This is a genomic window from Achromobacter semiaridum, from assembly GCF_053543755.1.
Genome location: NZ_JBLVOL010000018.1, coordinates 118,146 through 141,493, shown reverse-complemented (window position 1 = coordinate 141,493; position 23,348 = coordinate 118,146). Strand labels below are relative to the sequence as shown.

The 23,348-nt window shown below is 65.2% G+C and carries 19 protein-coding genes; 8 read left to right on the top strand and 11 right to left on the bottom strand.

Features of this window, described 5'->3' with window-relative positions; all coding sequences use genetic code 11:
• The gene (locus ACNPP0_RS06075) at positions 1–981 is read right to left on the bottom strand and encodes a Bug family tripartite tricarboxylate transporter substrate binding protein (protein WP_448705287.1); all 981 of its coding nucleotides are present in this window, start codon (positions 979–981) and stop codon (positions 1–3) included.
• Positions 982–1,081: 100 nt separating this feature from the next.
• Positions 1,082–2,050 (bottom strand): tripartite tricarboxylate transporter substrate binding protein, encoded by a 969-nt coding sequence (locus ACNPP0_RS06070; protein ID WP_448705286.1) that lies wholly within the window; start codon positions 2,048–2,050, stop codon positions 1,082–1,084.
• Between the two features lie 171 nt (positions 2,051–2,221).
• On the opposite strand from ACNPP0_RS06070, the gene ACNPP0_RS06065 reads away from it, so the two are divergent.
• From ACNPP0_RS06065 to ACNPP0_RS06040, 6 genes are all read left to right on the top strand, one after another.
• Positions 2,222–3,676 carry an aldehyde dehydrogenase gene (locus tag ACNPP0_RS06065; protein ID WP_442880194.1) on the top strand — a complete coding sequence of 485 codons (1,455 nt, stop codon included), beginning with the start codon at positions 2,222–2,224 and terminating at the stop codon, positions 3,674–3,676.
• Between the two features lie 68 nt (positions 3,677–3,744).
• The gene (locus ACNPP0_RS06060; RefSeq protein WP_448705285.1) at positions 3,745–4,641 is read left to right on the top strand and encodes an NAD(P)-dependent oxidoreductase; all 897 of its coding nucleotides are present in this window, start codon (positions 3,745–3,747) and stop codon (positions 4,639–4,641) included.
• 17 nt (positions 4,642–4,658) lie between these two features.
• On the top strand, positions 4,659–5,375 hold the full coding sequence (locus ACNPP0_RS06055; RefSeq protein ID WP_046805764.1) for an IclR family transcriptional regulator: 717 nt from the start codon (positions 4,659–4,661) through the stop codon (positions 5,373–5,375).
• A gap of 97 nt (positions 5,376–5,472) precedes the next feature.
• A complete protein-coding gene (gene thiM / locus ACNPP0_RS06050) occupies positions 5,473–6,300 on the top strand; it encodes a hydroxyethylthiazole kinase (RefSeq protein WP_448705284.1) in 828 nt (275 codons plus the stop codon).
• 102 nt (positions 6,301–6,402) lie between these two features.
• Positions 6,403–8,523 (top strand): 5'-nucleotidase C-terminal domain-containing protein, encoded by a 2,121-nt coding sequence (locus tag ACNPP0_RS06045; RefSeq protein ID WP_527892278.1) that lies wholly within the window; start codon positions 6,403–6,405, stop codon positions 8,521–8,523.
• 100 nt (positions 8,524–8,623) lie between these two features.
• On the top strand, positions 8,624–9,841 hold the full coding sequence (locus ACNPP0_RS06040; RefSeq protein WP_448705282.1) for an MFS transporter: 1,218 nt from the start codon (positions 8,624–8,626) through the stop codon (positions 9,839–9,841).
• Positions 9,842–9,867: 26 nt separating this feature from the next.
• On the opposite strand, the gene ACNPP0_RS06035 is transcribed toward ACNPP0_RS06040, so the two are convergent.
• From ACNPP0_RS06035 to ACNPP0_RS06015, 5 genes are read right to left on the bottom strand one after another with little or no spacing between them, the layout of a single operon-like run.
• Positions 9,868–10,626, bottom strand: a complete 759-nt coding sequence (locus tag ACNPP0_RS06035; protein ID WP_332608606.1) for an iron ABC transporter ATP-binding protein — start codon at positions 10,624–10,626, stop codon at positions 9,868–9,870.
• Positions 10,623–11,582: an iron chelate uptake ABC transporter family permease subunit gene (locus ACNPP0_RS06030; RefSeq protein ID WP_448705326.1), complete on the bottom strand. Its 960-nt coding sequence runs from the start codon at positions 11,580–11,582 to the stop codon at positions 10,623–10,625. Before ACNPP0_RS06030 ends, ACNPP0_RS06035 begins: the two co-directional genes overlap by 4 nt.
• 25 nt (positions 11,583–11,607) lie before the next feature.
• Positions 11,608–12,600 (bottom strand): ABC transporter permease, encoded by a 993-nt coding sequence (locus ACNPP0_RS06025; protein ID WP_448705281.1) that lies wholly within the window; start codon positions 12,598–12,600, stop codon positions 11,608–11,610.
• Positions 12,601–12,631: 31 nt separating this feature from the next.
• Positions 12,632–13,582 (bottom strand): siderophore ABC transporter substrate-binding protein, encoded by a 951-nt coding sequence (locus ACNPP0_RS06020; RefSeq protein WP_448705280.1) that lies wholly within the window; start codon positions 13,580–13,582, stop codon positions 12,632–12,634.
• Positions 13,583–13,640: 58 nt separating this feature from the next.
• Positions 13,641–15,662: a ligand-gated channel protein gene (locus tag ACNPP0_RS06015; RefSeq protein WP_332608609.1), complete on the bottom strand. Its 2,022-nt coding sequence runs from the start codon at positions 15,660–15,662 to the stop codon at positions 13,641–13,643.
• Between the two features lie 211 nt (positions 15,663–15,873).
• Between ACNPP0_RS06015 and ACNPP0_RS06010 the strand changes: the two genes are divergently transcribed.
• Both ACNPP0_RS06010 and ACNPP0_RS06005 read left to right on the top strand, forming a co-directional pair.
• Positions 15,874–16,587: a response regulator gene (locus ACNPP0_RS06010; RefSeq protein WP_332608610.1), complete on the top strand. Its 714-nt coding sequence runs from the start codon at positions 15,874–15,876 to the stop codon at positions 16,585–16,587.
• On the top strand, positions 16,587–18,041 hold the full coding sequence (locus tag ACNPP0_RS06005; protein WP_448705279.1) for a sensor histidine kinase: 1,455 nt from the start codon (positions 16,587–16,589) through the stop codon (positions 18,039–18,041). The genes ACNPP0_RS06010 and ACNPP0_RS06005 overlap by 1 nt, the downstream gene beginning before the upstream one ends.
• On the opposite strand, the gene ACNPP0_RS06000 is transcribed toward ACNPP0_RS06005, so the two are convergent.
• The 4 genes from ACNPP0_RS06000 to ACNPP0_RS05985 all read right to left on the bottom strand — a co-directional run bounded on the left by ACNPP0_RS06000 (position 18,031) and on the right by ACNPP0_RS05985 (position 23,298).
• On the bottom strand, positions 18,031–20,292 hold the full coding sequence (locus tag ACNPP0_RS06000; RefSeq protein WP_448705278.1) for a TonB-dependent receptor domain-containing protein: 2,262 nt from the start codon (positions 20,290–20,292) through the stop codon (positions 18,031–18,033). The genes ACNPP0_RS06005 and ACNPP0_RS06000 overlap by 11 nt on opposite strands.
• 209 nt (positions 20,293–20,501) lie before the next feature.
• On the bottom strand, positions 20,502–21,320 hold the full coding sequence (locus ACNPP0_RS05995; protein ID WP_448705277.1) for a TatD family hydrolase: 819 nt from the start codon (positions 21,318–21,320) through the stop codon (positions 20,502–20,504).
• Positions 21,321–21,368: 48 nt separating this feature from the next.
• Positions 21,369–22,073 (bottom strand): ABC transporter ATP-binding protein, encoded by a 705-nt coding sequence (locus tag ACNPP0_RS05990; RefSeq protein WP_046805775.1) that lies wholly within the window; start codon positions 22,071–22,073, stop codon positions 21,369–21,371.
• Positions 22,066–23,298, bottom strand: a complete 1,233-nt coding sequence (locus ACNPP0_RS05985; protein WP_332608961.1) for a lipoprotein-releasing ABC transporter permease subunit — start codon at positions 23,296–23,298, stop codon at positions 22,066–22,068. Before ACNPP0_RS05985 ends, ACNPP0_RS05990 begins: the two co-directional genes overlap by 8 nt.
• Between the last annotated feature and the right edge of the window lie 50 nt (positions 23,299–23,348).

The following is a 23,348-nucleotide window of genomic DNA, read 5'->3' as shown; positions in this document are numbered from 1 at the left end:
TCAATCGATCTTGATGTTGGCGCGCTTGATCAGCGCTTCGTTTTGCGTGAGTTCTTCGGCGATCTTCTGGCGGAAAGCCTGCGGCGATTGCGTCAGCGGATTGCCCTGCGCCGCCAGCCGTGCGCGCACCTCGGGGTCCTGGGTTACCGCTGCGATTTCCCGGTTGAGCAGGTCCACCACCGTCTGCGGCGTGCCCGCCGGCGCAAAGATGCCGACCCAGAACGAGATGTCGAAACCGGGATAGCCCAGCTCGGACACGGCGGGCACGTCCGGCAGGTCGTGCCAGCGGTCGGCGGACGAGACCGCCAGCGCGCGCAACTTGCCCGACTTGATAAGCGGCACGCCGGACAGGGTGTCAAAGCCGAAGTCGACCTCTTTGGACAGCAGGCCGGCTTCCATCGGCGCGGCGCCCCGATACGGCACGTGCAGCATCTGCACGTTGGACATGGCGGCAAGCTGCGCGCCCGCCAGATGCATCAGGTTGCCGTTGCCGGCCGAGCCATAGCTGACCGTATTGGGATTGCGCTTGGCCAGCGCCACCAGCGATTTGACGTCGGTCACGCCCGCGACGCGGGGGTTCTCGGCGTTGATGGTCAGGATGAAGGGCACCGACATCACCGTGGTGACCGGGGCAAAGTCCTTCAAGGGGTCGTATTGCAGATCCTTGTAGAGCAAGGGATTGACGGTGATCGAGCTGGAATTGCTGACCAGGATGGTGTAGCCGTCCGGCTTGGCCTGCGCGACGGCGCGTGCCGCGATCATGCCGTTGGCGCCCGTCTTGTTGTCCACGACGAACGTCTGCTTCATTCGCGCGGACAAGGCTTCGCCGACGATGCGCGCCACCGTGTCGATGGTGCTGCCGGGGCTGAAGCCCACCACGAACTTCACCGGCGCATTGGGGTAGTCGGCGGCGCTTGCCGCAAGGGGCGCCGCCGTGGACAACACGAACGCGCTTGCTGCCAGCCATTTTGAAACGGTCATGATGGGTCTCCTCCGTTATTGCCCGAATCCGTGCCTTGCGCTGCATCGGCGCGTGGCTACGGACGCGTTGCTGGGCCAGGCTCCGTGCCTGGCGTTGTGGTTACTGCGCGGCGACGGCGCCGGACGCCTTGACGGCGCGGCCCCACTTGTCCTGCTCGCTGGACATGAAGGCGGCGAAGGCCTGCGGGGTGCTGTTGACGACTTCGCCGCCCAGGCTTTCGATACGCGCCTGCATCGCGGGCGTTGCCACGATCTTGGACACGTCCTCATAGATGCGTTGCGCCTGGGCCGGCGGCAACGATGCCGGGGCCAGCAGCCCGAACCACGTCGCGGCCTCGAAGCCGGGCATGCCCGCTTCGGCAAAGGTCGGCACATTGCGCAGCGCCTGCACGCGCGTGCCGTTGGCCACGGCCAGTGCGCGCAGCTTGCCGGATTCGATCAAGGGCAGCGCCGACGTAATCGTGGCCAGCATCATCTGCACCTGGCCGCCCGCCAGGTCCGTGAAGGCCGGCGCGTCACCCCGGTAAGGCACGTGCGTGATGCCCGACTGCGTAGCGATCTTGAAGAGCTCACCGCTAAGGTGTTGCGCGGTGCCGTTGCCGGGAGACGCAAAGTTGACCGACCCGCTGTTCTGCTTCAGGTAGGCCAAAAATTCCTGCAATGTCTTGGCGGGGACGGCGGGGTTGACCACCAGCACCAGGGGCACCTTGGTGACCAGCGTGATAGGGGCAAAGTCCTTGACCGGGTCGTAGTTCAGCTTGCTGTACAGATGGCCGCTGATCGTGTGGGCGGACGTGGTCATGAACAGCGTGTAGCCATCGCCCGGCGCACGCGCCACTGAACTGGCGCCGATGGTGGTGCCGGCGCCCGCGCGGTTTTCAACGATGACGGACTGGCCCCACGACTGCGTCAGCTTTTCCGCAACCGCGCGCGCCACCACATCGGTGGCGCCGCCGGCCGGATACGGCACGATCATCGACACGGGTTTTGACGGATAGGAATCGGCGTGCGCCGTTCCCGCAAACAGCGCCGTGGCACATGCCAGCGCGCACAAGACATTGCGGTGCATCGAGTTGTCTCCTCTTGTCTTTGAATGACGGTTTGTTTATTCTTGCCGTTCCTGTAGACAGAACGCGTATTCTATTTTATATTTTTTCGGCCAGCGACTGTCAACGAATAAATGCACACCGGCCGCCATCGGACGCGCCGGAAAATCCCATCAAGAGAGGAACATCACGTCATGTCCGAATCATCGGAAACCCTTAAATCCATGCTGATCGGCGGTGAATGGATCGCCCGGCAAGACGCGGCATTCGCGTCCACCAACCCGGCCACGGGCGCGCAGAACTACTTGGTCAGCGCCGCGTCGGACGCGCAGGTGGACCAGGCCGTGGATACCGCCTGGAAGGCAGTGCGCCAGGCTGCCTGGCGCGACATGCTGCCGCACCAGCGCGCCGCGATCCTGCGCCGCATTGCCGATGGCATCGAACAGCATTCGGAACTGCTTGCGCGCTTGCAGATGATTGAAAACGGCAAGGTCTGGGCGGAATGCAAAACGCAGGTCGCCAGCGCGGCGGCCACCTTCCGCTACTACGCGGGCGTGTGCGAAACACTGGGCGCGGAGGTCACGCCGGCGCGCGGCAACTACCTGTCCATGACGCATTACGAGCCGTATGGCGTGGTCGTGGCGATCACGCCGTGGAATTCGCCGCTGACGATGGAAGCGCAGAAGGTTGCGCCCGCGCTGGCCGCCGGCAATGCGGTGATCCTGAAGCCTTCCGAAGTGACCTCGTCGCCTGCCCTGGCGCTGGGCCGCATCGCGCTGGAAGCCGGCTTGCCGCCCGGCATCCTGAACGTGGTCACCGGCTTGGGCGCCACCGTGGGCCGTCGCCTGGTGGAACATCCGGGCGTGCGCATGGTGTCGTTCACCGGTGGCACCGCCAGCGGTCGGGCCATTGCCCATGCCGCCGCCGAAAAGCTGATGCCCGTGGCGCTGGAACTGGGCGGCAAGTCGCCGCACATCGTCTTCGACGATGCCGACCAGGACGCGGCGATAGACGGCGTGATCGGCGGCATTTTTGAAGGCAGCGGGCAGTCTTGCGTGGCGGGCTCGCGGCTGTACGTGCAGCGCGGCATCGCGGAATCGTTCATTGAAAAACTGGTGGCGCGCGCCGCGCGGCTTAACGTCGATCTGCCTGATGCGGCGGGCGCGCAGATGGGCCCGATTGCATCGTTCGGCCATCGCGACAAGATCGAAGGCATGGTCGAATCCGCCAAGCGCGACGGCGCGCAGGTGCTGCTAGGCGCGCAGCGGCCGGACAACGACGCGCTGCAAGCGGGCGCGTTCTATCAACCGACCATCCTGGGCGGGCTGGCGCGCGATGCCCACGTGGTGCGCGAAGAAATCTTCGGCCCGGTCCTGTGCGCGCTGACCTTCGAGGACGAAGACGATTTGATCGATCAGGCCAACGACAGCGTCTACGGACTGGCATCCGGCGTATGGACGGCGGACTACCGGCGCGCGTGGCGCGTGGCCAGGCGCCTGGAAGCCGGCAGCGTGTGGATCAACACGTATAAGCAATTGTCGATATCCACGCCGTTCGGCGGCTTCAAGCAAAGCGGCATCGGGCGCGAAAAAGGCGTCAGCGGGCTGCGTCTGTACCAACAATCCAAGGGCATCTACTTCGGCATGTAAGCCGAAGGCGCCTGTACGCATTCTTTCCAGGGCCGCGACGACGGCCCCCTACTTCGGAGACCATCCACATGTCTGAATTTCAACGAGCCGGCTTCATCGGCCTGGGTGTCATGGGCGAACCCATCTGCCGCAACCTGGCCACCAAGGGCGGGGTGCCCGTGCTGGGCTGCGACACCGATGCCGCGCCCTTGCAGCGGCTGGCCCCGCATGGCGTCCAGGGCGCGACGGCCCAGCAGATCATGCGCGACTGCGACGTCGTGTTCCTGTCGTTGCCGTCCGGCGAAGTCGTGGCACAGCTGGCGCGCGCGGCCGATGGCCTGCTGGCCAATACGCGCAGCGGCCAGCTGATCGTGGACCTGAGCACGTCGCCCGTTGATGTGACGCGTGACTTGGCCAGTGAATTTTCCGCCAAGGGCGCGACGTTTATCGACGCCCCCGTTGCCCGCACCCGCGCCGCCGCCGAGGCCGGCACGCTGTCCGTGATGATCGGCGGCGAGACATCGACGTTTGAGCGGGTCAAGCCGCTGGTGTCCACCTTCGCCAACGAAATCACCTATTGCGGCCCCGTCGGCAGCGGCCAGGTGGTGAAGATCCTGAACAATATGGTGTTGTTCGAAACCGTGGTGGCGTTGTCGGAAGCGCGCGCAATTGCACGGCGTTCCGGCGTGGACCCGCAGGTATTGCTGGAGACTTTCACCCGCGGTTCGGCGGATAGCTTCGCGTTGCGCAACCACGGCTTAAAGGCTATTCTGCCCGGTGAATTTCCCGAAAAAGCCTTCCCCGTGGACTATGCCCGCAAAGACCTGCGCTACGCGCTGGCGTTGGCGGAACAAACCGGCGTACAAGCGCTGGGCGCCCGCAACGTTGACCACTGGTTCAGCGCCGCGTTGGCCCAGGGCCATGGCAACCGCTATTTCCCGGTCATCAGCCGGGTGATCGATCCGGAGTCGGGAACCCATGCCTAATCATCCCTACCATTCCAATGAGTCGCACCCCTACTCAGGACAACTCCACTGACGGCGTCGCCGCCGTCGAACGCGCCCTGACCATCGTCGGGGCCGTTGCACAACGCACCGAGCCCATCACGCTTGCCGACCTTTCCCGAGCCACGGGGTTCTACAAAAGCACCCTGTTGCGGCTGATTGCCTCGCTTGAAAAAGTGGCGCTGGTGGTGCGCCGCGCCGACGGCCGCTATTCGCTGGGCCCCTATGCCCACCATCTGGGGCGCGCGTACGAGGCCACTTACCGGCTGACCGAAACCATCCTGCCGCTACTGCAAGCCCTGGTCGATAAGGGCACTGAAAGCGCGTCGTTCCACGTCTACCACGACGCCAATTCACGCGCCTGCGTGCTACGCGTGGACTCGCACCATTCCACGCTGGATCGTATCCGTGTCGGTGACCTGCTGCCGCTGGACAAGGGCGCGGCGGGCAGGCTGCTGACCGCTTATCTGGTCGACGGCAAGTCTCCCGCCGAAGTCGGCCTGATGCTGACGTCCATGGGCGAACGCGACCCGAACTGCGCGGCGGTGGCCAGCCCGGTATTCGGCCCCGACGGCGACATCTGCGGCGCGATTTCCTTGTCTGGACCTAAAGAACGTTATTCACCCGCGGCCGTCAAGAAAATGGCCAAGCTGGTGCAGGAAGCGGCGGCCGACGCCACGCGCGCCCTGGGCGGACGCTGGCCGTCCGCGAAGTAAGGTGGCGAACGGTCGCGACGAGACTCGATTGACAGCGTGCCGGGCAACGCCAGAACATACGCCGATCCATCGGAACGCGTAGCAAGGACCTTTAGGCATGGCTGAATCTTCCATCGACCCCGACACCGCCGCCTTGGCACGCGCCTGCCAAGACCGGTACACGGCGCTGCGGCACGATGCGCCGCTGGTGCAATGCCTGACCAATTTCGTTTCCATGAACATCGCGGCCAATGTGCTGCTGGCAATGGGCGCGTCGCCCGCCATGGTGCACGCCACCGACGAGGCGCCAGAATTCGCGCGCATGGCCGGCGCGGTGGTCATCAACATCGGCACGCTGTCCGCGCCGTGGTTGAAAAGCATGCTGTTGACGGCGGCGGCGGCGCGGCAGGCCGGCGTGCCGTGGGTGCTGGACCCCGTGGCGCACCACGCCACCGCTTTCCGGCGCGACGCCGTGCGGCAATTGCTGGGCTTGCAACCGACTATCGTGCGCGGCAACGCGTCGGAAATCATCGCGTTGGCGGGTGGCCAAAGCGCCGGCAAGGGCGTGGACGCGCGCGACGCCGTGGCGCAGGCGGAACAATCGGCACGTGCCATTGCCATCACCCATGGCGCCGTGGTGGCCGTGACGGGCGAAACGGATTACGTCACCGATGGGCAACGTTCGGTGCACGTCACGGGCGGCTCGCCGCTGATGCCGCGCGTCACCGCCACCGGCTGCGCGTTGACGGCGCTGGTGGGCGCTTTTGCCGCCGTTTCCAAAGAAGACCCGTACGTGGCGGCCGTTGCCGCCCTGTCTTGCTTTGCCATCGCGGGCGCACGCGCGGGCGCGCTGGCGGAAGGCCCGGGCTCATTCGCGTGGCGCTTCCTGGATGCGCTGGCGTCGCTGGAACCCGACAGCCTGACAAGAGCCTCACCGCTGCGGTAGGACGCTGCTTACCCGATTTGCATACCCGGCGTCTTTTGGTGTCACGCCCAGGTCACACACCATCCTCACACTCGGATTCCTTCATGACACGGAGGAATGACGGTGAAGCCCCACGTACGAAAACTATTCGCGGTATCCGCCAGCGTTGCGCTCTTGGCGGGCCTGACCGCCTGCGGCGGCGATGACGATGATGACGATGACGCGGGCGTAGTCACGCCGCCCGTTGCCAGCGTGCCGCAAGGCGCCGCGCTGGAAGTGGCGATTCTGGCCACGACCGACCTGCACGCCAACGTGCTGGGCTACGACTACTACAAGCTGGCCGAAGACAAGAGCTATGGCGTGGACCGCAGCGCAACGCTGATCGCCAACGCCCGCAAGCAGCACGCCAACTCGCTGCTGTTCGACAACGGCGACACCATCCAGGGCACCGCCCTGTCCGACTATCAGGCGCTGGTGGCGCCGGTGCAGTGTTCGGACATGATCGCGATCTACAAGCAGATGAACCTGCTGGCCTACGACGCGGGCACGATGGGCAATCACGAATTCAACTACGGCCTGCCTTATCTGTCGCAGATCACGAACGTGGACTTCGGCTTGGCGGGCATCGGCAAGGGCACCGCCAAGACCAACCCCACCGGCGCCAGGAACTGCGCCGCGCCGGCCTTCCCCTTTGTATCGGCCAACGTGGTGTCGGCCGCCAGCAAGCAACCCATCTTCAAGCCCTGGGTGTTGCTGGACAAGACTTTCAAGGCGACGGACGCGGGCGGCAAGACGATAGACGTGCCGTTCAAGGTGGGCGTAATCGGGTTTGCCCCGCCGCCCATCCTGCAATGGGACAAGGCCAATCTGGAAGGCCATGTGCAGGTGACGGGCTGGAAGGAAACCGCGCAGCGCTACGTGCCCGAGATGAAGGCGGCGGGCGCGGACATCATCGTGGCGCTGGCGCACGGCGGCATCGACATGAAGACGGCGTACGACCCGGCCATGGAGAACGGCGCGGGCTATTTGAGCCAGGTGCCTGGCATCGACGCGCTGATCACCGGCCACCAGCATCTGCTGTTTCCGGACGCCAGCGCCACGTCGCCGTTTGCCGGCCAGCCGGGCGTAGACCCGGTGCGCGGCCTGGTCAACGGCGTGCCCGCCGTGCAGGCGGGCCAGTGGGGCAACAACCTGGGTCAGATCACGCTGAAGTTGGCGTACGACAAGGGATGGCGCGTGCAACAGGACGCGACCACGGTGCAGCGCATTGCCACGCGCCTGACGGCGCAAAGCGGCTCGACGCCGGCCACCTACGTGGCGCCGGACACCGCCGTGCAGCAGCTGGTGCAAGGCGAGCATGCCGCCACCATCGACTACGTGAAGACGCCGATCGGCCAAAGCCAGTTCGACATGGCAACCTACTACGCGCTGACGGGCGACGTATCGGCGCTGCAAATCGTGAACATGGCGCAGATCGATTACCTGAAGGACTATATCGCCAAGAACAATCCGGCTTACGGCGCCCTGCCCATCCTGTCGGCCGCCGCGCCGTTCAAGGGCGGGCGCAATGGCCCGGGCGACTTCACCTTCGTGAAGCAAGGCAACGTGGCCATCAACAACGCGGCCGACCTGTACCTGTACCCGAACACCTTGCAGGTGGTGCGCGTTACGGGCGACACGGTCCGCCAGTGGCTGGAAAAGACGGCCGAACAGTTCAAGCAGATCGACCCCGCGCAGGTCGCACCGCAAGACCTGGTCGACACGACGTTTCCCACCTTCAATTTCGATGTGCTCTATGCGCCCGGCAATGCGCTGAAGTACGAGATCGATGTCAGCCGGCCCAAGGGTTCGCGTATTTCGAACCTGAGCTACCAGGGTGCGCCGCTGGATCTGGCCGCGCAGTTCCTGGTGGTCACCAACAACTACCGCGCCAGCGGTGGCGGTGATTTTCCCGGCCTGGCGGGCGGCAAGGGGGACATCGTGCTGCAAGCGCCGGACGCCAGCCGCGACGTGCTGATCAGCTTCATCAAGAAAAATCCGACGCTGGACCTGGCCACCTATGGCCTGGACCGCAGCTGGCGCTTCAAGCCGCTAAGCGCGTTGGCCGGCCCGGTGGTGTTCTGGTCGGTGCCGGGCACCCTGCCGATGGCGGCGGCGCACGGCGTTACCAATGTCAGCGTGTTTGATGCCACCCCGGACGCCACGACGCAGTTGTCGCGCTACGCGGTGGATCTGGCGCGGTAGACGACCCGGTGGGCCGCGTAGACATGTAGATGACAGCCAGGGGTGCTTACAATACGGCTGTTGCGTTGCAACATTCCTCGACTCACCCCTAGCCATCCCCATGTCTCACCCTGCTTCCTCGCAGCACCGCCCCGCGCTGGTGCTGCTTGCCCTTGCTGTGGGCAGCTTCGCCATCGGAACCACCGAGTTCGCCACGATGAGCCTGCTGCCCTATTTTTCCCAATCCCTAGGCATCGACGCGCCCACGGCCGGCCACGTCATCAGCGCTTATGCGCTGGGCGTGGTGGTTGGCGCGCCGATCCTGGCCGTGCTGGGCGCCAGGATGCCGCGCCGCCGCCTGCTGATTGCGTTGATGGGCTTGTTTGCCGTTGGCAACGGCCTGAGCGCGATTGCGCCGGATTATCACTGGATGCTGTTCTTCCGCTTTCTTAGCGGGCTGCCGCATGGCGCGTACTTTGGCATTGCGTCGCTGGTGGCCAGTTCGCTGGTGCCGGCAAACCGCCGCACCATGGCCGTCGGGCGCGTGTTCCTGGGGCTGACGGTGGCCACCATCGTTGGTGTGCCGCTGGCCAACTGGCTGGGTCAGGTAATCGGCTGGCGCTGGAGCTTCGGGCTGGTGTCGCTGCTGGCGGTGCTGACGATGATCAGCGTGGCCATCTACGCGCCGGATACGCCGGCCGACCACAAGGCCAGCCCGCTGCGCGAGCTGAGCGCACTGGGGCGGGGTCAGGTCTGGATCACGCTGGCGATCGGTGCGGTGGGCTTTGGCGGCTTGTTCTCCATCTACACCTACCTGGCCGACACGCTGACCGCTGTGACGCAGGTAGCGCCCTCCACCGTGCCTTTCGTGCTGAGCGCGTTCGGCGTGGGGCTGACGGTGGGCAACATGGTGGTGCCGGTGTTTGCCGACCGCGCCGTGATGCGCACGGCCGGGCTGCTGCTGGTGTGGTCGGCCGTGGTGCTGGCGCTGTTTCCGTTGATGGCGCACAACGTCTGGCTGATCACGCTGAACGTGTTCCTGGTGGGCGTGGGCGGCGCGCTGGGCACCGTGTTGCAGACGCGCCTGATGGACGTGGCGGGCGATGCCCAGGGCCTGGCCGCCGCGCTGAATCACTCCGCCTTCAATACCGCCAATGCGCTGGGGCCTTTCCTGGGCGGCCTGGCCATCGCGGCGGGCTACGGCTGGACGTCGACGGGTTGGGTGGGCAGTTTGCTGGCTATCGGCAGCATGCCCTTGTGGCTGTGGGCCGTGATGCTGGAACGCCGCCATCGCGCCAGGCGGCAGGCCGGGCTTACCGCCAGCGCGGAATCCGCGTAGGGTCGTTGCGCGCCGCGCAACGCCCCTTAGCGGTAATACACGCAGATGCGCTTGCCGCCGATCTCGTGCACGTCGATCGGCAATTCATACAGCGGGCTCAGCACCTCGGGCCGGATCAGTTCGGCCGGGGTGCCTTGATACGCCACCCGCCCCTGCCGCATGGCGACGATGCGGTCTGCATAGCTGGACGCGAAATTGATGTCGTGCAGCACCAGCACCACCGTCTTGCCCAGCTCGTCGGCGGCGCGGCGCAACGTGCCCATCATGGCCACCGCGTGCATCATGTCCAGGCTGTTCAGCGGTTCGTCCAACAGCACGTAGCGCGTGTCCTGGCACAGCACCATCGCCACAAACGCCCGCTGGCGCTGCCCGCCTGACATTTCATCCAGATAGCGGTCCGCCAGGGGTTCCAGGTTCAGATACGCCAGGGCGCGGTCGATGTGGGTCTTGTCGGTTAGCGTCAGCCGCCCACCCGTATGCGGATAGCGGCCAAACGCCACCAGGTCGCGGACGGTCAAGCGCAGTGGCAGGTGGTTGTCTTGCCGCAGGATGGACAGGCGGCGCGCCAGCTCGCGGCTGTCCGCGCGCATCACGTCCAGGCCGTCCACGTGGATGCGCCCGGCGGATGCGGGCAGCAGGCGGCTCACCATGGACAGCAGCGTGGACTTGCCCGCGCCGTTGGGACCGATGATGGCGGTGACGCCGTTGGCGGGCAGTTGCAGCGTGACGTCATCCACCACCACGCTGTCGCCGTATTGCTTGCTGACCTTGTCTATTTCTATCATCGGCGCCCCTTGCGCAGGATCAGGGCGAGGAACATCACGCCGCCCACAAATTCGATCACCACGCTGACGGTGGTGTTCAAGCCCAGCACGCGTTCCAGCAACGTTTGCCCGCCAACCAGAAAGATGACGCCCAGCAAGGTTGCCGCCGGCACGGTGTAGCGGTGCTTGTCGGACCCCATCGCCTGGTACGCCAGGTTGCTGACCAGCAGGCCGAAGAAGGTGACCGGCCCCACCAGCGCGGTGGACACCGACACCAGCACCGCGATTGCACCCAGCGTCAGCAGCAGGCTGCGGCGGTAGTCCACACCCAGGTTCACGGCAATGTCCCGCCCCAGCGCCAGCACGTCGTAGCGGTGGCGCAGCCGCCAGATCACCAGCGTGGCCGCGCATACCGCCGCCAGGGCAATCGGCAAAAGCGACACACGCACGGCATTGAAGCTGGCGAACATGCGGTCTTGCAGCACCAGGAATTCGTTGGGGTCGATCAGCCGCACGACAAAATTGGACAGGCTGCGAAACAGCAGGCCGAACACAATGCCCACCAGCATCATCAGGTGCAGGCTGCGCACCGCGTCTGAAAACAGCCATCGGAACAGCAGGCAGGCAAACGCCGTCATCGCGCACACTTCCAGCATGAAGGCCGCCACGGGATGATGGGCCGCCGTGGCGGCCTGGCCGAAGCCGAACACGACCACCGCCTGAATCAAGAGGTACAGCGCATCGAAGCCCATGATGGCGGGCGTCAGGATGCGGTTGTGCGTGATGGTCTGGAACAGCACGGACGACACGGCCACGGCATACGCCACCAGCACCATGGCCACCAGCTTGCCGCCACGAAACGGAATCACGAACGACCACTGGCCATTGGCGCCCAGGCTCAGGTACGCCACCACGCAGGCCAGCGCCACGGCGGACAGCCATAGCAGCCGCGCGCGCTGCGGTGAGCGCGCACGCATCTGCACGGCGGGCAAGATAGCCGGATCAGCCAAGACGAGTCCTTTTCATACGCAGCAGGCACAGGAACAGAATGCTGCCGACGACGCCGACCACGGTGCCGATGGGGATTTCGTAAGGGTGGATCACCAGCCGCCCGATGATGTCGCAGGCCAGCACGAAGACGCCGCCCAGCAAGGCTACCCATGGGAGGGAGCGACGCATGTTGTCGCCCAGCACCAGGCTGACGGCATTGGGCACGATCAGGCCCAGGAAAGGTATGCCGCCCGCCGTGACGACCACCACGGCCGAAATGGCGGACACGATAAGCAGGCCCACGAAGGTCAGGCGCGCGTGGTTCAAGCCCAGGTTGGACGCAAATTCGCGGCCCATGCCGGCGACCGTATAGCGGTCGGCGGCAGCATAGGCGGCGCAGGCCAGCGCAAAGCCGATCCACAGCAATTCATAGCGGCCGCGCAGCACGCCCGAGAAATCACCGGTGGTCCAGGCGTGCAGCGATTGCAGCAGATCAAAGCGAAAGGCAATGAAGGTAGTGGCTGCGTGGATGACCCCGCCCAGGATCAGGCCGATCAACGGCACGATGAACGGCGTGCGCAGCGGCACGCGGCGCAGCAAGGCCAAAAACAGCAAGGTGCCGGCCAGTGCAAAGGCCGTGGCCGCCATCATCTTGCCGATTACCGGCGTGTCGGGCGCCAGCAAGGTAATAACCAGGATGCCCAGCGTGGCCGATTCGACGGTGCCGGCCGTGGTGGGCTCCACAAAGCGATTGCGCACCAGCATCTGCATGATCAGGCCCGCCACCGCCAGCGCCATGCCGGCCAGCAGCAGGGCCAGCGTGCGGGGCACGCGGCTGACCATCAGCAGGCGCCAGGCGCGCTCGGCCTCTTCGCCGCTGCCCCACAGCGCCGAGACGGACAGCGTGCCCGCCCCCAGGCCGACACTGGCCGCGCACAGCGCCAACAGCACCATCACCGCCACCGTCAGGCCACCCCACCCGCTTATCATGCGCCGCCAGGTCATCGGCGCCCTTCCTTTGCCCAACCCATGCTGCTTACTTTCGCGGCGCCAGCGCGGCCGCGATGTCGTCCACGTTCTGCTGCATGGCCGTCAGCCCGGCGCTGCCCAGCAGGTACCAGTTAAAGCCGTTCAGATACACCACGCGCTTGTTCTTCCACGCGGCGGTGGCGCGCACCAGGTCGTTGTCCAGCATGCGCTGGGCCGACACGCCTTCGCGGCCGATCGCGGCATCGCGGTCAATCACAAAAAGCCAGTCGGGGTTCGTCTCGGCAATGAATTCGAACGAGATGGCCTGGCCGTGGTTGGACACGTTCAGTCCCTTTGCCGCCGGCTTGATGCCGAATGCATCATGAATGACGCCAAAGCGCGAGCCCGGGCCGTAGGCGCTCATCTTGCCACCCGTGGTCAGGATGACCAACGCCGTGCCGGCCGAAGCGGCCTGGCCGTGCAGCGCGGAAATCGATGCGCGCAAGGCATCCAGCTTCTGGCGCGCTTGCGCCTGTTTGCCGTAGATGGCGGCCAGCGTTTCGGTGTTGCGAGTCACGCTGCCCACCAGGTCGCGCGGGTCGACGGTCAGGTCGATGGTGGGCGCCAGCTTGGATAGCTCGTCGTACTTGGGCGCGGAGCGGCCGGCCACGACAATCAGCTGCGGCTGCGCCGCATGGATCACCTCATAGTTGGGCTCAAACAGCGAACCGACCTTCAGGTAGCGCGGGTCGGCATATTGCGCCAGCTGCGGTGGCAGCTTGGCGGCCGTGGGCACGCCGGCCACTTCCACGTCCAGCGCGTGCAGGGTGTCCAGCACCGCCATGTCCATCACGATGGTTTTGGTGGGTTTGGCCGGCACGCTCATCTGCCCGCGTGCGTGTTTGACCGGCACGGTGGCTTGCGCCATGCACGCGCCAAAGGCGGCGGACAGGGCCAGCGCGGCGCCTGCCTTCATCAGCCGGCGTCGGCCACGGCCGGTGTTTTGCTGCATCGTCATACGTACCTCTTTGGCTTCGCGGGGAAGCAGGAATCGCCCCCCTGTTCATTCATCGCGATCAGAATTTCACGCCCACGCCCAGCCAGTAACGGCGGCCGTCTTCGACGTATTCGTAATCGTCATACGTGACCTGCTTGTCGAACAGGTTGTAGATGCCGGCATACACCGACACGGTCTTGTTCACCGCGTACGACGCGCCCATGTCCACGAAGGTGTAGGACGGCGCCACCACCGATGACGACGATGCGCCCGTGGTCGGCTGGCTTTCCTTGCCGCGATAGTTCACGCGCGCCCACGCTTGCAGCGCATCGGACGCCTGCCAGTCCACCGTGGTGGTGAACAGGTGCTTGGGCAGCTGGTTCAGCGGCTCGCCCTTGTACTGGCCCGACTTCTGTTCCGACTTGGTGAACGTGTAGCTGCTGGTCAGCGACCAGTCACGCGCCAGCGGCAGCTTCATGCTGGCTTCCACGCCGCGCGACACCGCCTTGTCCACGTTCATGTAGGTGGTGGGGTTGGAGCCGAATTGGTTGGGGCCTTCGGTGCATTGCGACAAGGGGCACGCCACGCGGGTGATCTTGTCCTTGAAGTCGTTGTTGAACAGCGTGACGCCGGCGTTAAAGCCTGCGCCATCGTCGTACAGCAGGCCGATTTCTTCCGTGACCGACTTCTCGGGCGTCAGGTCCGGGTTGCCGTACATATTGCCGCCCCGGCTGACCTGGCCCCAGCCCGCCACCGTCTGGCGCAGGTCCGGCGCGCGGAAACCGGTGGACACGCCGCCCTTCAGGGTCCAGCGGTCGGCCAGGTGCCACACGCCATACAGACGCGGGCTGAAGTGCGTGCCGAAGTTCTCGTCTTCGTCCATGCGCAGGCCGGCGGTGACGGCGAACTTTTCGGTCAGGCGCCATTCGTCTTCGGCGAAAAGCGCCCACTGGTAGCGGTCGATCTTGTTGGGGCCGCCCGACAGCTGGTTGCCGGTCTGGTCGTTCAGGCGCTGGCTCAGGTAGGTGCCGCCCAGCGTCAGCATGTGCGAGCCCAGCGGCAGCGTCCAGCTGGTTTGCAGGTTCAGGTTCTTGACCTTCATCTGGCGCGAGCGGTTGTCGAATTCTTCTTCCTGCACATAGCTGTCCGACACCGCCCAACCCCAGCGGCCGGTATGCGACAGCGCCCACTTGTTGCTGCGGTAGTCGTTCTGCGCCGACGCGGGGCAACCGGTGCGCGCGCAAGCCTCGCCCGGCGCCAGGGGCGCGACCGTCTTGCCCAGCGTTTCCTGGATTTTCTGACGCATCGTGGTCGCTTCCAGCACGATGTCGTGATCACGGTTGGGCGTCAGCGCCAGCTTGGCGGTGACGCTGTCGGAATTGCGCTTGCGGAATCCATCAACGATATTGTCTTCGTCGCGCTGCGAGGCCTGGCCGTAGATTTGCAGGCCTAGCAGGTCGCTCTTGATGGGGCCGGCCAGGTAGAAGTTGCCCTGGTAGATATCGCCCGACTTGTTGCTTTCCTGGATGGTGGTGTCCATCCGGATTTCACCGTGCCATTCCTTGGGCACCTTGCGGGTAATGATGTTGATGACGCCGCCCATGGCGTCCGACCCGTACAGCGATGACATCGGGCCGCGCACGACTTCAATGCGTTCAATGGCGGCAAGCGGCGGCGTCCAGCCGCCTTCGACCCCGGCGGAGTCGGAATTGGTGCGGGTCTCGCGCGAGCTTTGGCGCTTGCCGTCGATCAGGATCAGCGTGTACTGCGGGCCCATGCCACGCAGGCTGATGTCCTGGCGGTCACCGCCGCCGGTAACGATCACGCCCGGCACGTCGATCAGTGCGTCATTCACGTCGCGGTAGAACTTCTTGTCCAGGTCTTCGCGGGTGATGACGCTGATGGAAGCCGGCGCGTCCTGGATCTGCTGCTCGAAGCCGCTGGCCGTGACCACCACCGTGTCCAGCGTCTTGGCTTCACTTGCGGCCTGCGCCCACGAAACGGCCGGCGCCATGCCCAGGCCGGCCGCGCACAATGCCGCGGCCAGCTGCGTGCGCGATGTCAAAACACGGCCGCCCAAGGCCAGATCGTTGCTGCTCATGATGCTTGTTTTCTCCCGTACCAGCGCCCTGCCGCACCCCGCGTGTGACCTCGGCGCTGCCTCTTATTTCTTAATGAAAACTATTCTCATATTAGAATTGAGGCTTTCGGAACCGGGCAAACACCTTTCCGCAACTTTTATCTTCTTCAGACTTCTTGACACTTCGGCGGGCGGCCATCGGCCAAACTACCGGGTGCGGAACACACCACGGATGCTCTTCTCCCAATCAGCGGTAGCGCGCCGCATCCTGCTCATCGACGACGACGTCGAACTGGCGCAGATGCTGCGTGAATACCTTGAACCCAACCATTGCGTGCTGACCCTGGCGCATACGGGCAGGCAGGGGCTGGCCCTGCTGGCGCAGGACGACTACGACCTGATCCTGTTGGACCTGATGCTGCCGGACGGCAGCGGCCTGGACCTGCTGAAGCAATATCGGCAGCGCTCGCGCCGCCCCGTCATCATGTTCACGGCGCACGGCGGCGAAACCGACCGCGTGCTTGGCCTGGAATTCGGCGCCGACGATTACCTGGCCAAACCCTTCAGCCCGCGCGAGCTCAAGGCCCGCATCACTGCCGTGATGCGTCGCTTTGAAGAGGTGCCTGAAACCACCAAGCCCAGCCTGACGCTGGGCGCGCTGTCGCTGGACCCGGCCTCCGGGCGCGCCTGCCTGGACGCCGAAGAGGTGCTGTTGACCGGTGCCGAACAACGCATCCTGGAACTGTTGATGCGCGCGCCCGGCCAGGTCGTGGCCCGCGAACAGATCGGCATGTATGCGCTGGGCCGGCGGCCCGACCGCTATGACCGCAGCATCGACACGCACATCAGCGCGCTGCGCAAGAAGCTGCGGCTGGATCAGGCCAACGGCACGCTGTCGATCCGCAATCTGCGCGGCCTGGGCTACGTGCTGGCGGGCGCGGCCTGATGCGCTGGTTATTGCCGACGCGGTCACTGTTCTGGCGCGCGTTCCTGACCTTCTGGTCCGCGATGGCCATCATCCTGGTGTGCGGCATGCTGTTCACGGCGGCCGTGGCTTGGTATCGCATCAATTCGCTGGACGGCCTGAACCCGGGCAGTCTGACGCACGACGCCGCCCAGGTGGCGCGCATCCATGGCAAAGACGGCCTGGAACGCTGGGTGCAAGCGATGGACCAGCGCTATTCCGCGCTGAAGATCTACATCCTGGACACGGATGACCGCGAAATCCTGGGCCGCACGCTGCCCGCGCGCATGCATGACTGGCTAAGCGCTTACCGCGCGGCGCCCGACCGGCCCGTGCCGGCGGACCTGACGCAACCCGATCCGTCTGTTCAGCGCGTGTCTTGGTGGCAGCCGCAGCTGCTGGTGCTGCCGGATGGGACCGAACTGTTGATGCTGTTCCTGCCGTTCGATTCATCGCACTGGGAAGTCCTGGGCCTGTCACCCGTGGCGCTAGCCTTGCTGCTGTTCGCCCTGGCGGTGACGGCCCCGTTCTGCTGGGCGCTGACCCGCCACGTGACGGCGCCCTTGACGCAGCTGCGTCACACCACGCAGGCGCTGGCGGCCGGCCATCTGGGCGCCCACACGCCGGCCAAGCTGGCCGGCCGCAAGGACGAACTTGGCCTGTTGGCGCGCGACTTCAACGCCATGGCCGACCGCTTGAAAGCGGTGGTGGATACGCGCGAACAACTGCTGCACAACATCGCGCATGAATTGCGATCTCCGCTGGCGCGCCTGCGCCTGGCCAGCGAATTGGCGCGGCGCAAGGACGAACGCCAGGACGTGCAGCTGGACCGTATCGAACGGGAATGCGAACGGCTGGACGCGCTGGTGGGCAGCACGTTGCGGCTGGCGCGGCTGGGCGCGCTGCCGGAACCGAACGACACCCTGGACCTTGGCGATATCGTCAGCGCCGTGGTTGAAGACGCCCGCTTTGAAGCGACCACGCTGCAAGTGCGCATCGTCTGGGAACCGCCGCCGCCGGTGCTGATCACCGGCGAGCGCGACAGCTTGTCCAGCGCCATCGAAAACGTCATGCGCAACGCGCTGCGTTTCGCGCCGGCGCACAGCGCCATCCGCGTACGGCTGATACAGAACGCGAATTACGCCTGCGTGGAAGTCGAAGACCGAGGGCCCGGCGTGTCGCCGGAGGATCTGGAATCGTTGTTCGAACCGTTCTTTCGCGCGGCCTCGGGCGCCAAGACGCCGGGCTCCGGAGCGGGCCTGGGCCTGTCGATTGCCCAGGCCGCCGTGGCCGCGCACAAGGGCCGGATAGCGGCGCGGAACGTGTCGCCGCACGGGCTGGCGGTGCGCATTGAAGTGCCGCATCCGCTGCCCGCCCAGGCGCCTGTTCTGCTGCCTGTTCCGCTGCCTGGCTCCCCGCCCCCGATCAGAACGTGATGTTGGCCGACACCCACAAGCGGCGCCCTTCCAGCACCTGCCGATAGGAATTGGTCCAGTTGGCGTTGGCGGCCGGGATCGTTGCGCCTACCTGGGTCGGGCCGTAGTTCACGAAGTTCTTGTCGAACAAGTTGAACACCGACGCCGACAAGGTCACGTTCTTATTGACGACGTATGAGCCGCCCGTGCTGGCCAGCCAGTACGGGTTGTAGAACACCTGTTCTTTTTCCCAATCCATATCGTTGAACTGCTTGGCGCGGTATTCGCCGCGCGCCCACACGTTGAACTGGTCGTTGATGCGCCAGTTAAGGCCCAGGTTAAGTGCGTGGCGCGGTTGCGAGCCCAGCGGTTGGCCCTGCTTGGCGCCCGAGGTCACCTCGCTGGCGGTCAGGGTGTAGTTGCCGTTGAACGACACGCCGCCGCCCAGCGGCACGCGTCCACCCAGCTCGAAACCCTGGATTGTCGCGGTGTCGACGTTCACGCGTTGCGAGAAATTGGCCACCGGGATGCCGTTGCGTTCCCACACGCCCAGGTCCAGGCAGCCCGCGGCCGGGCCACCCACCGCCAGGCAGTTGGGCACGTTCTGGCTGTCGATCTTGTCTTTGAACTTGGTGTGGAACGCGGTCAGGTTGCCCGACAGGCCTTCCCCATCGTCAAACAGCAGGCCCAATTCGGACGCGGTGCTGCTTTCCGGCTTCAGCTGGGAATTGCCCAATAGCGGCATGGTGCCTTGCGCGCCCAGGCCGATGATGCCGTCGGTCATCAGGTTGATGTCGGGCGTCTTGTAGCCCTTGCTGACCCCGCCCTTCACCGTCCACATCGGCGTCGCGTTCCAGACCAGGTAGCCGCGCGGACTCCACTTGCCGCCGAATTGCTCGTTGCGGTCGTAGCGCGCACCCGCCGTCAGGGCCAGGTCGTCCACGATGCGCCATTCGTCTTCGGCGAACAACGCCCATTGGTACTGGCGCTGGTCCAGCGGCGCGGACACCAGCGTGTCCTTGAAATGCTGTTCGCGCCATTGGCCGCCCACCGTGAGGTTATGGCGTTCATTGAACAGCGGCATCGTCCACTTGGTGTCGAACACCCAGTTGTCGTATTCCAGGTCGCGCTTGTCGCCATCGGTCGGGCGGCGCGGCGCGTTCATCGGGTTGGTGCGGCCGATGGTTTCGGTCGTGTCATAGACGAAGCTGGTATCGGAACTGACCGACCCGCTGTAGCGGCCCAGGTGCGTCAGCGCATAACGCTGGCGGTTGAACTCCATTTCCGGGTCGTAGCCGCCGCCCTGGCGATTGGGCGCGATGCTGGTGTTCAGCGTGCCCAGTTCGCCGTTGGCGTTGTCATAGGTTTGCCAGTTGCTGTCCACGTCGAACAGCACGTCGTGGTTGCGGTTGGGCGTGAGCGCCAGGCGCAGGCCCACGTTCTGTTGCGTGCTGTCGCCCAGGCCGGAAAAGCTGGCGATGTCGCCGGTGTAATTGCCGCTGTTGTATTCGGCCTGGTTGACCGGGTAGCTGCCGTTGGCGCTAAGCCGGCGGTAGTGGCCGCCACGCAGCGTCAGGCCCAGCTTGTCGGTCTTGATGGGGCCGCTAAGGTAGAAGGCCGCGCCATAGTTGTTGCCGTAGGTGTTGTCCCCTTGCGCGGTGCCGTCCAGCGTGATCTGGCCGGTCCAGTCCTGGCTGACCTTGCGCGTAATGATGTTGATGACGCCGCCCATCGCGTCCGACCCGTACAGCGTGGACATGGGGCCGCGCACGACTTCGATGCGTTCAATGGCGGCCATCGGCGGGATGAAGTTGGTGTCGACATCGCCAAAGCCGTTGGGACGTGCCCCCGAACTGTTCTGGTTCAGGCGCTTGCCGTCAACCAGCACCAGCGTGTAGTCGCTGGGCAGGCCACGGATGCTGATGTTCATGCCGCCTGCCTTGCCGCCCCGCTCGACCGTCACGCCTTCGACGTCGGCAACCGCATCGGCCAGGTTATGAAACGGGCGCGTCTCCAGCTGCTCGCGCGTGATGACGGAAATGGACGCCGGCGCGTTCTTGATTTCCTGTTCGAAGCCGGCTGCCGTTACCACCACGGTGTCCAGCTGTGCCACACCCATGGTGTCTTCCATGGCGCCGGCCGTGTTTTGCGCGTGCGCCGCGCATGACGCGGTGATGGCCAGCGCCAGCGGCAGCAAACGGAAGCCAGGACGGGTGGAAGGACGGGAAGGACGGAACGCGACGAAGTCTTTAGTGCTTTTCTGAGTCGACATGGGGAATCGGGACAACCACCCAAGGCGGGTGGCGCGCAGAGCGCTGATTGGGAATTTCAGTGAACGGCAATGATAGGCATTCCTAATATGTGATTCAACTTTTTGTCAGCTTTAATTCAGTTTTTAGAAAGTTTTAAGAAATTTCTTGGATCTTTGATGTATCCAGACGACAAAATGCCGCCTTCCGGCGGCATCATGCGGGGACGCGTTCAGTTGTCGCCGGCCAGGATGGCGGCGGGCAGCCGCGGCAGGACGCGCATGGCGTTGGCGGTGGTGGCGTGCGCGACCTGGGCGGGCGTGATGCCGCGCAGTTCGGCCAGCACAGCGGCAATGCGCGGCAGCTCACCCGGCCGATTGCGGCGCTGCGGCGGGTGCAGCCAGGCGGGCGGGATATCGGGCGCGTCGGTCTCCAGCACCAGGTGGGACAAGTCCACATCCGCCGCATGGCGACGAATCTGCAAGGCCCGCTCGTAGGTCATGGCGCCGCCCATGCCCAAGGCAAAACCGTGGTCGATGAATGCTTGCGCCTGTTGCGCACTGCCATTGAAGGCATGCGCGATGCCGCCAACGGGACCATGGCGGCGCAGGTACTTGAGCAGGATGTCTTGCGAACGGCGCACGTGCAGCAGCACCGGCAGCTTGAACTCGGCGGCCATGGCCAGCTGCGCGGCATAAAAGCGTTCCTGGCGTTCGCGCGGTTCCCCCGTGGCAATCTCGGGCACGAAAAAATCCAGGCCGATTTCGCCGATGGCGACAAAGCGGGGGTCGCCCAGGCATTGCTTGATGGTGTGGCGCAGAACGTCCAGGTCAGCATCGTTGGCGCGTTGCACGTACAGCGGGTGGATGCCCAACGCGTAAGCGCCCCCGGCGATCTGCCCGGCCAGCGCCTGCACCACGGAGAAGTTGGCGCGTTCGACGGCGGGGATCACGATGGACCCCACGCCGGCTTCGCATGCGTGGTCGGCTACCTGCTGGCGGTCGGCGTCGAACTCGGCAGCGTCCAGATGGCAGTGGGTGTCGATCAGCATGGGCGGGGTCTCCTAGGCGCCATTATGCGCGCCACCGGCATGGCCCTGCTACCCCGACACCAGCCGGCCGTTTTCCATCAGCAGTTGGCGGTCGGCACGGGCGGCCAGTTCCGGGTCATGCGTAACGATGGCGAATGCCGTGCCCGATTCCTGGTTCACGCGCGTCAACAGTTCGAACATCTTGTGCGCGGTGTTGCGGTCCAGGTTGCCGGTGGGTTCGTCGGCCAGCACGCAAACAGGTCGCGTGACCAGCGCGCGCGCCAGGGCCACCCGCTGGCGTTCGCCGCCCGACAACTGGCCCGGGAAATGGTCCTCGCGCGCGGCCAGGCCCACCAGCGCCAGCACTTCGCGCGCGGCGGCGCGAGCCTTGTCGCGGGTTTCGCGGCGCACGATCAGCGGCATGGCCACGTTATCCAGCGCCGAGAATTCCGGCAGCAGATGGTGAAACTGATAGACAAAGCCCAGGCTGCTGTTGCGCACGGCGCTTTTCTTGGCTTCGGACAAACCCACGGCCAATTTGCCGTCAACGGACACCGAGCCACTGGTGGGCACGTCAAGCAAGCCCAGGATGTGCAGCAAGGTGCTCTTGCCCGAGCCGGAAGCGCCCACGATGGCAACCATCTCACCGCGCGCCACCGACAGGCTGACGTTGCTGAGCACGTCGATGCGGGCGGGGCCTTCGTCGTAGTACTTGACGATGTTCTCGGCCTGCAACGCGGGCGTCAGGGCGTCTGCGTTTGGAATCTTAATCATGGCGCAGCACCTGTGCCGGTTGCAGACGCGAGGCGCGCCAGCTGGGATACAGCGTCGCCAGCAACGACAGCACCAGCGACGTCAGGCCGATGGTGGCGATGTCGCCCATTTGCGGGTCGGACGGCAACGCACTGATGAAATAGACTTCGCGCGGCAGGAAATGCACGCCCAGCATGCGCTCGATGAACGGCACGATCACATCCACGTTGTACGCAATGGCAATGCCGCCCACCACGCCCAGCAGGGTGCCGATGACGCCGATCATCGCGCCTTGCACCAGGAAGATGCGCGCCACTTCGCCCGGCCCCGCGCCCAGCGTGCGCAGGATGGCGATGTCGGACTGCTTGTCTTTCACGGCCATCACCAGCGACGACAGCAGGTTGAACGCGGCCACCGCCACGATCAGCGCCAGGATCAGGAACATCATGCGTTTTTCGGTTTGCACGGCGGCGAACCAGGTGCGGTTGTTGCGCGACCAGTCGCTGGCCATCACGTAGGGCGGCAGCACCTTCTTCAGTTCGTTGGCAACTTCGGGCGCCTTCTGCATGTCGGCAATGCGCAGCCGCACGCCGGCCGTGCCGCTTTCACGGAACACGCGGGCAGCGTCCTGGTTATCGACAAACGCCAGCGACGAATCGTATTCATAGTGGCCGGACGAGAACACGCCCACCACGGTGAACTGGCGCATGCGCGGCGCAAATCCCGCTGGGCTGATCGAGCCTTGCGGCGCCATCATCAACAGCGTGTCGCCCACTTTCACGCCCAGCCCGTCGGCCAGTTCGTTGCCCAGCACCACGCCAAAGCCACCGGCTTTAAGATCGGTCAGCTTGCCCGACACCATCTGGCGCGGCAGGTCCGACACATTGCCTTCGGTGGCCGGGTCGATACCCCGCACCTGCACACCGCGCAACGCCTGCCCCCGCACCAGCATGCCCTGCGCCGCCACGAAGGGCGCGCCGGCCTTGACCTGGGCGTTTTGCTCGGCGGCGGTGGCGAACTGCTGCCAGCGCTCAAGCACCTGTTCGGGCAAGGCGCCGGGAATATAGAGTTCGATGTGCGGCAGCACCGACAACATGCGGTCGCGCACTTCTTTTTGGAAACCGTTCATCACGGATAGCACCACGATCAAGGCGGCAACGCCCAGCGCGATGCCCGCCATGGAGCTGGCGGCGATGAAGGAGATGAAGCGATCGCGGCGCCCGCGTCGCTGGCGGATTCGGGCCATCCCGGCATAGCGGGCGCCTATCCAGAGTTCGTAGGGTATTTTCAGCACGT

Bases quoted from the DNA above. Each gene is read 5' to 3' on its own strand.
- ACNPP0_RS06075 (WP_448705287.1), bottom strand. From the start codon at position 981: ATGACCGTTTCAAAATGGCTGGCAGCAAGCGCGTTCGTGTTGTCCACG.
- ACNPP0_RS06070 (WP_448705286.1), bottom strand. From the start codon at position 2,050: ATGCACCGCAATGTCTTGTGCGCGCTGGCATGTGCCACGGCGCTGTTT.
- ACNPP0_RS06065 (WP_442880194.1), top strand. From the start codon at position 2,222: ATGTCCGAATCATCGGAAACCCTTAAATCCATGCTGATCGGCGGTGAA.
- ACNPP0_RS06060 (WP_448705285.1), top strand. From the start codon at position 3,745: ATGTCTGAATTTCAACGAGCCGGCTTCATCGGCCTGGGTGTCATGGGC.
- ACNPP0_RS06055 (WP_046805764.1), top strand. From the start codon at position 4,659: ATGAGTCGCACCCCTACTCAGGACAACTCCACTGACGGCGTCGCCGCC.
- thiM (WP_448705284.1), top strand. From the start codon at position 5,473: ATGGCTGAATCTTCCATCGACCCCGACACCGCCGCCTTGGCACGCGCC.
- ACNPP0_RS06040 (WP_448705282.1), top strand. From the start codon at position 8,624: ATGTCTCACCCTGCTTCCTCGCAGCACCGCCCCGCGCTGGTGCTGCTT.
- ACNPP0_RS06035 (WP_332608606.1), bottom strand. From the start codon at position 10,626: ATGATAGAAATAGACAAGGTCAGCAAGCAATACGGCGACAGCGTGGTG.
- ACNPP0_RS06030 (WP_448705326.1), bottom strand. From the start codon at position 11,582: ATGCGTGCGCGCTCACCGCAGCGCGCGCGGCTGCTATGGCTGTCCGCC.
- ACNPP0_RS06025 (WP_448705281.1), bottom strand. From the start codon at position 12,600: ATGACCTGGCGGCGCATGATAAGCGGGTGGGGTGGCCTGACGGTGGCG.
- ACNPP0_RS06020 (WP_448705280.1), bottom strand. From the start codon at position 13,582: ATGACGATGCAGCAAAACACCGGCCGTGGCCGACGCCGGCTGATGAAG.
- ACNPP0_RS06015 (WP_332608609.1), bottom strand. From the start codon at position 15,662: ATGAGCAGCAACGATCTGGCCTTGGGCGGCCGTGTTTTGACATCGCGC.
- ACNPP0_RS06010 (WP_332608610.1), top strand. From the start codon at position 15,874: ATGCTCTTCTCCCAATCAGCGGTAGCGCGCCGCATCCTGCTCATCGAC.
- ACNPP0_RS06005 (WP_448705279.1), top strand. From the start codon at position 16,587: ATGCGCTGGTTATTGCCGACGCGGTCACTGTTCTGGCGCGCGTTCCTG.
- ACNPP0_RS06000 (WP_448705278.1), bottom strand. From the start codon at position 20,292: ATGTCGACTCAGAAAAGCACTAAAGACTTCGTCGCGTTCCGTCCTTCC.
- ACNPP0_RS05995 (WP_448705277.1), bottom strand. From the start codon at position 21,320: ATGCTGATCGACACCCACTGCCATCTGGACGCTGCCGAGTTCGACGCC.
- ACNPP0_RS05990 (WP_046805775.1), bottom strand. From the start codon at position 22,073: ATGATTAAGATTCCAAACGCAGACGCCCTGACGCCCGCGTTGCAGGCC.
- ACNPP0_RS05985 (WP_332608961.1), bottom strand. From the start codon at position 23,298: ATGGCCCGAATCCGCCAGCGACGCGGGCGCCGCGATCGCTTCATCTCC.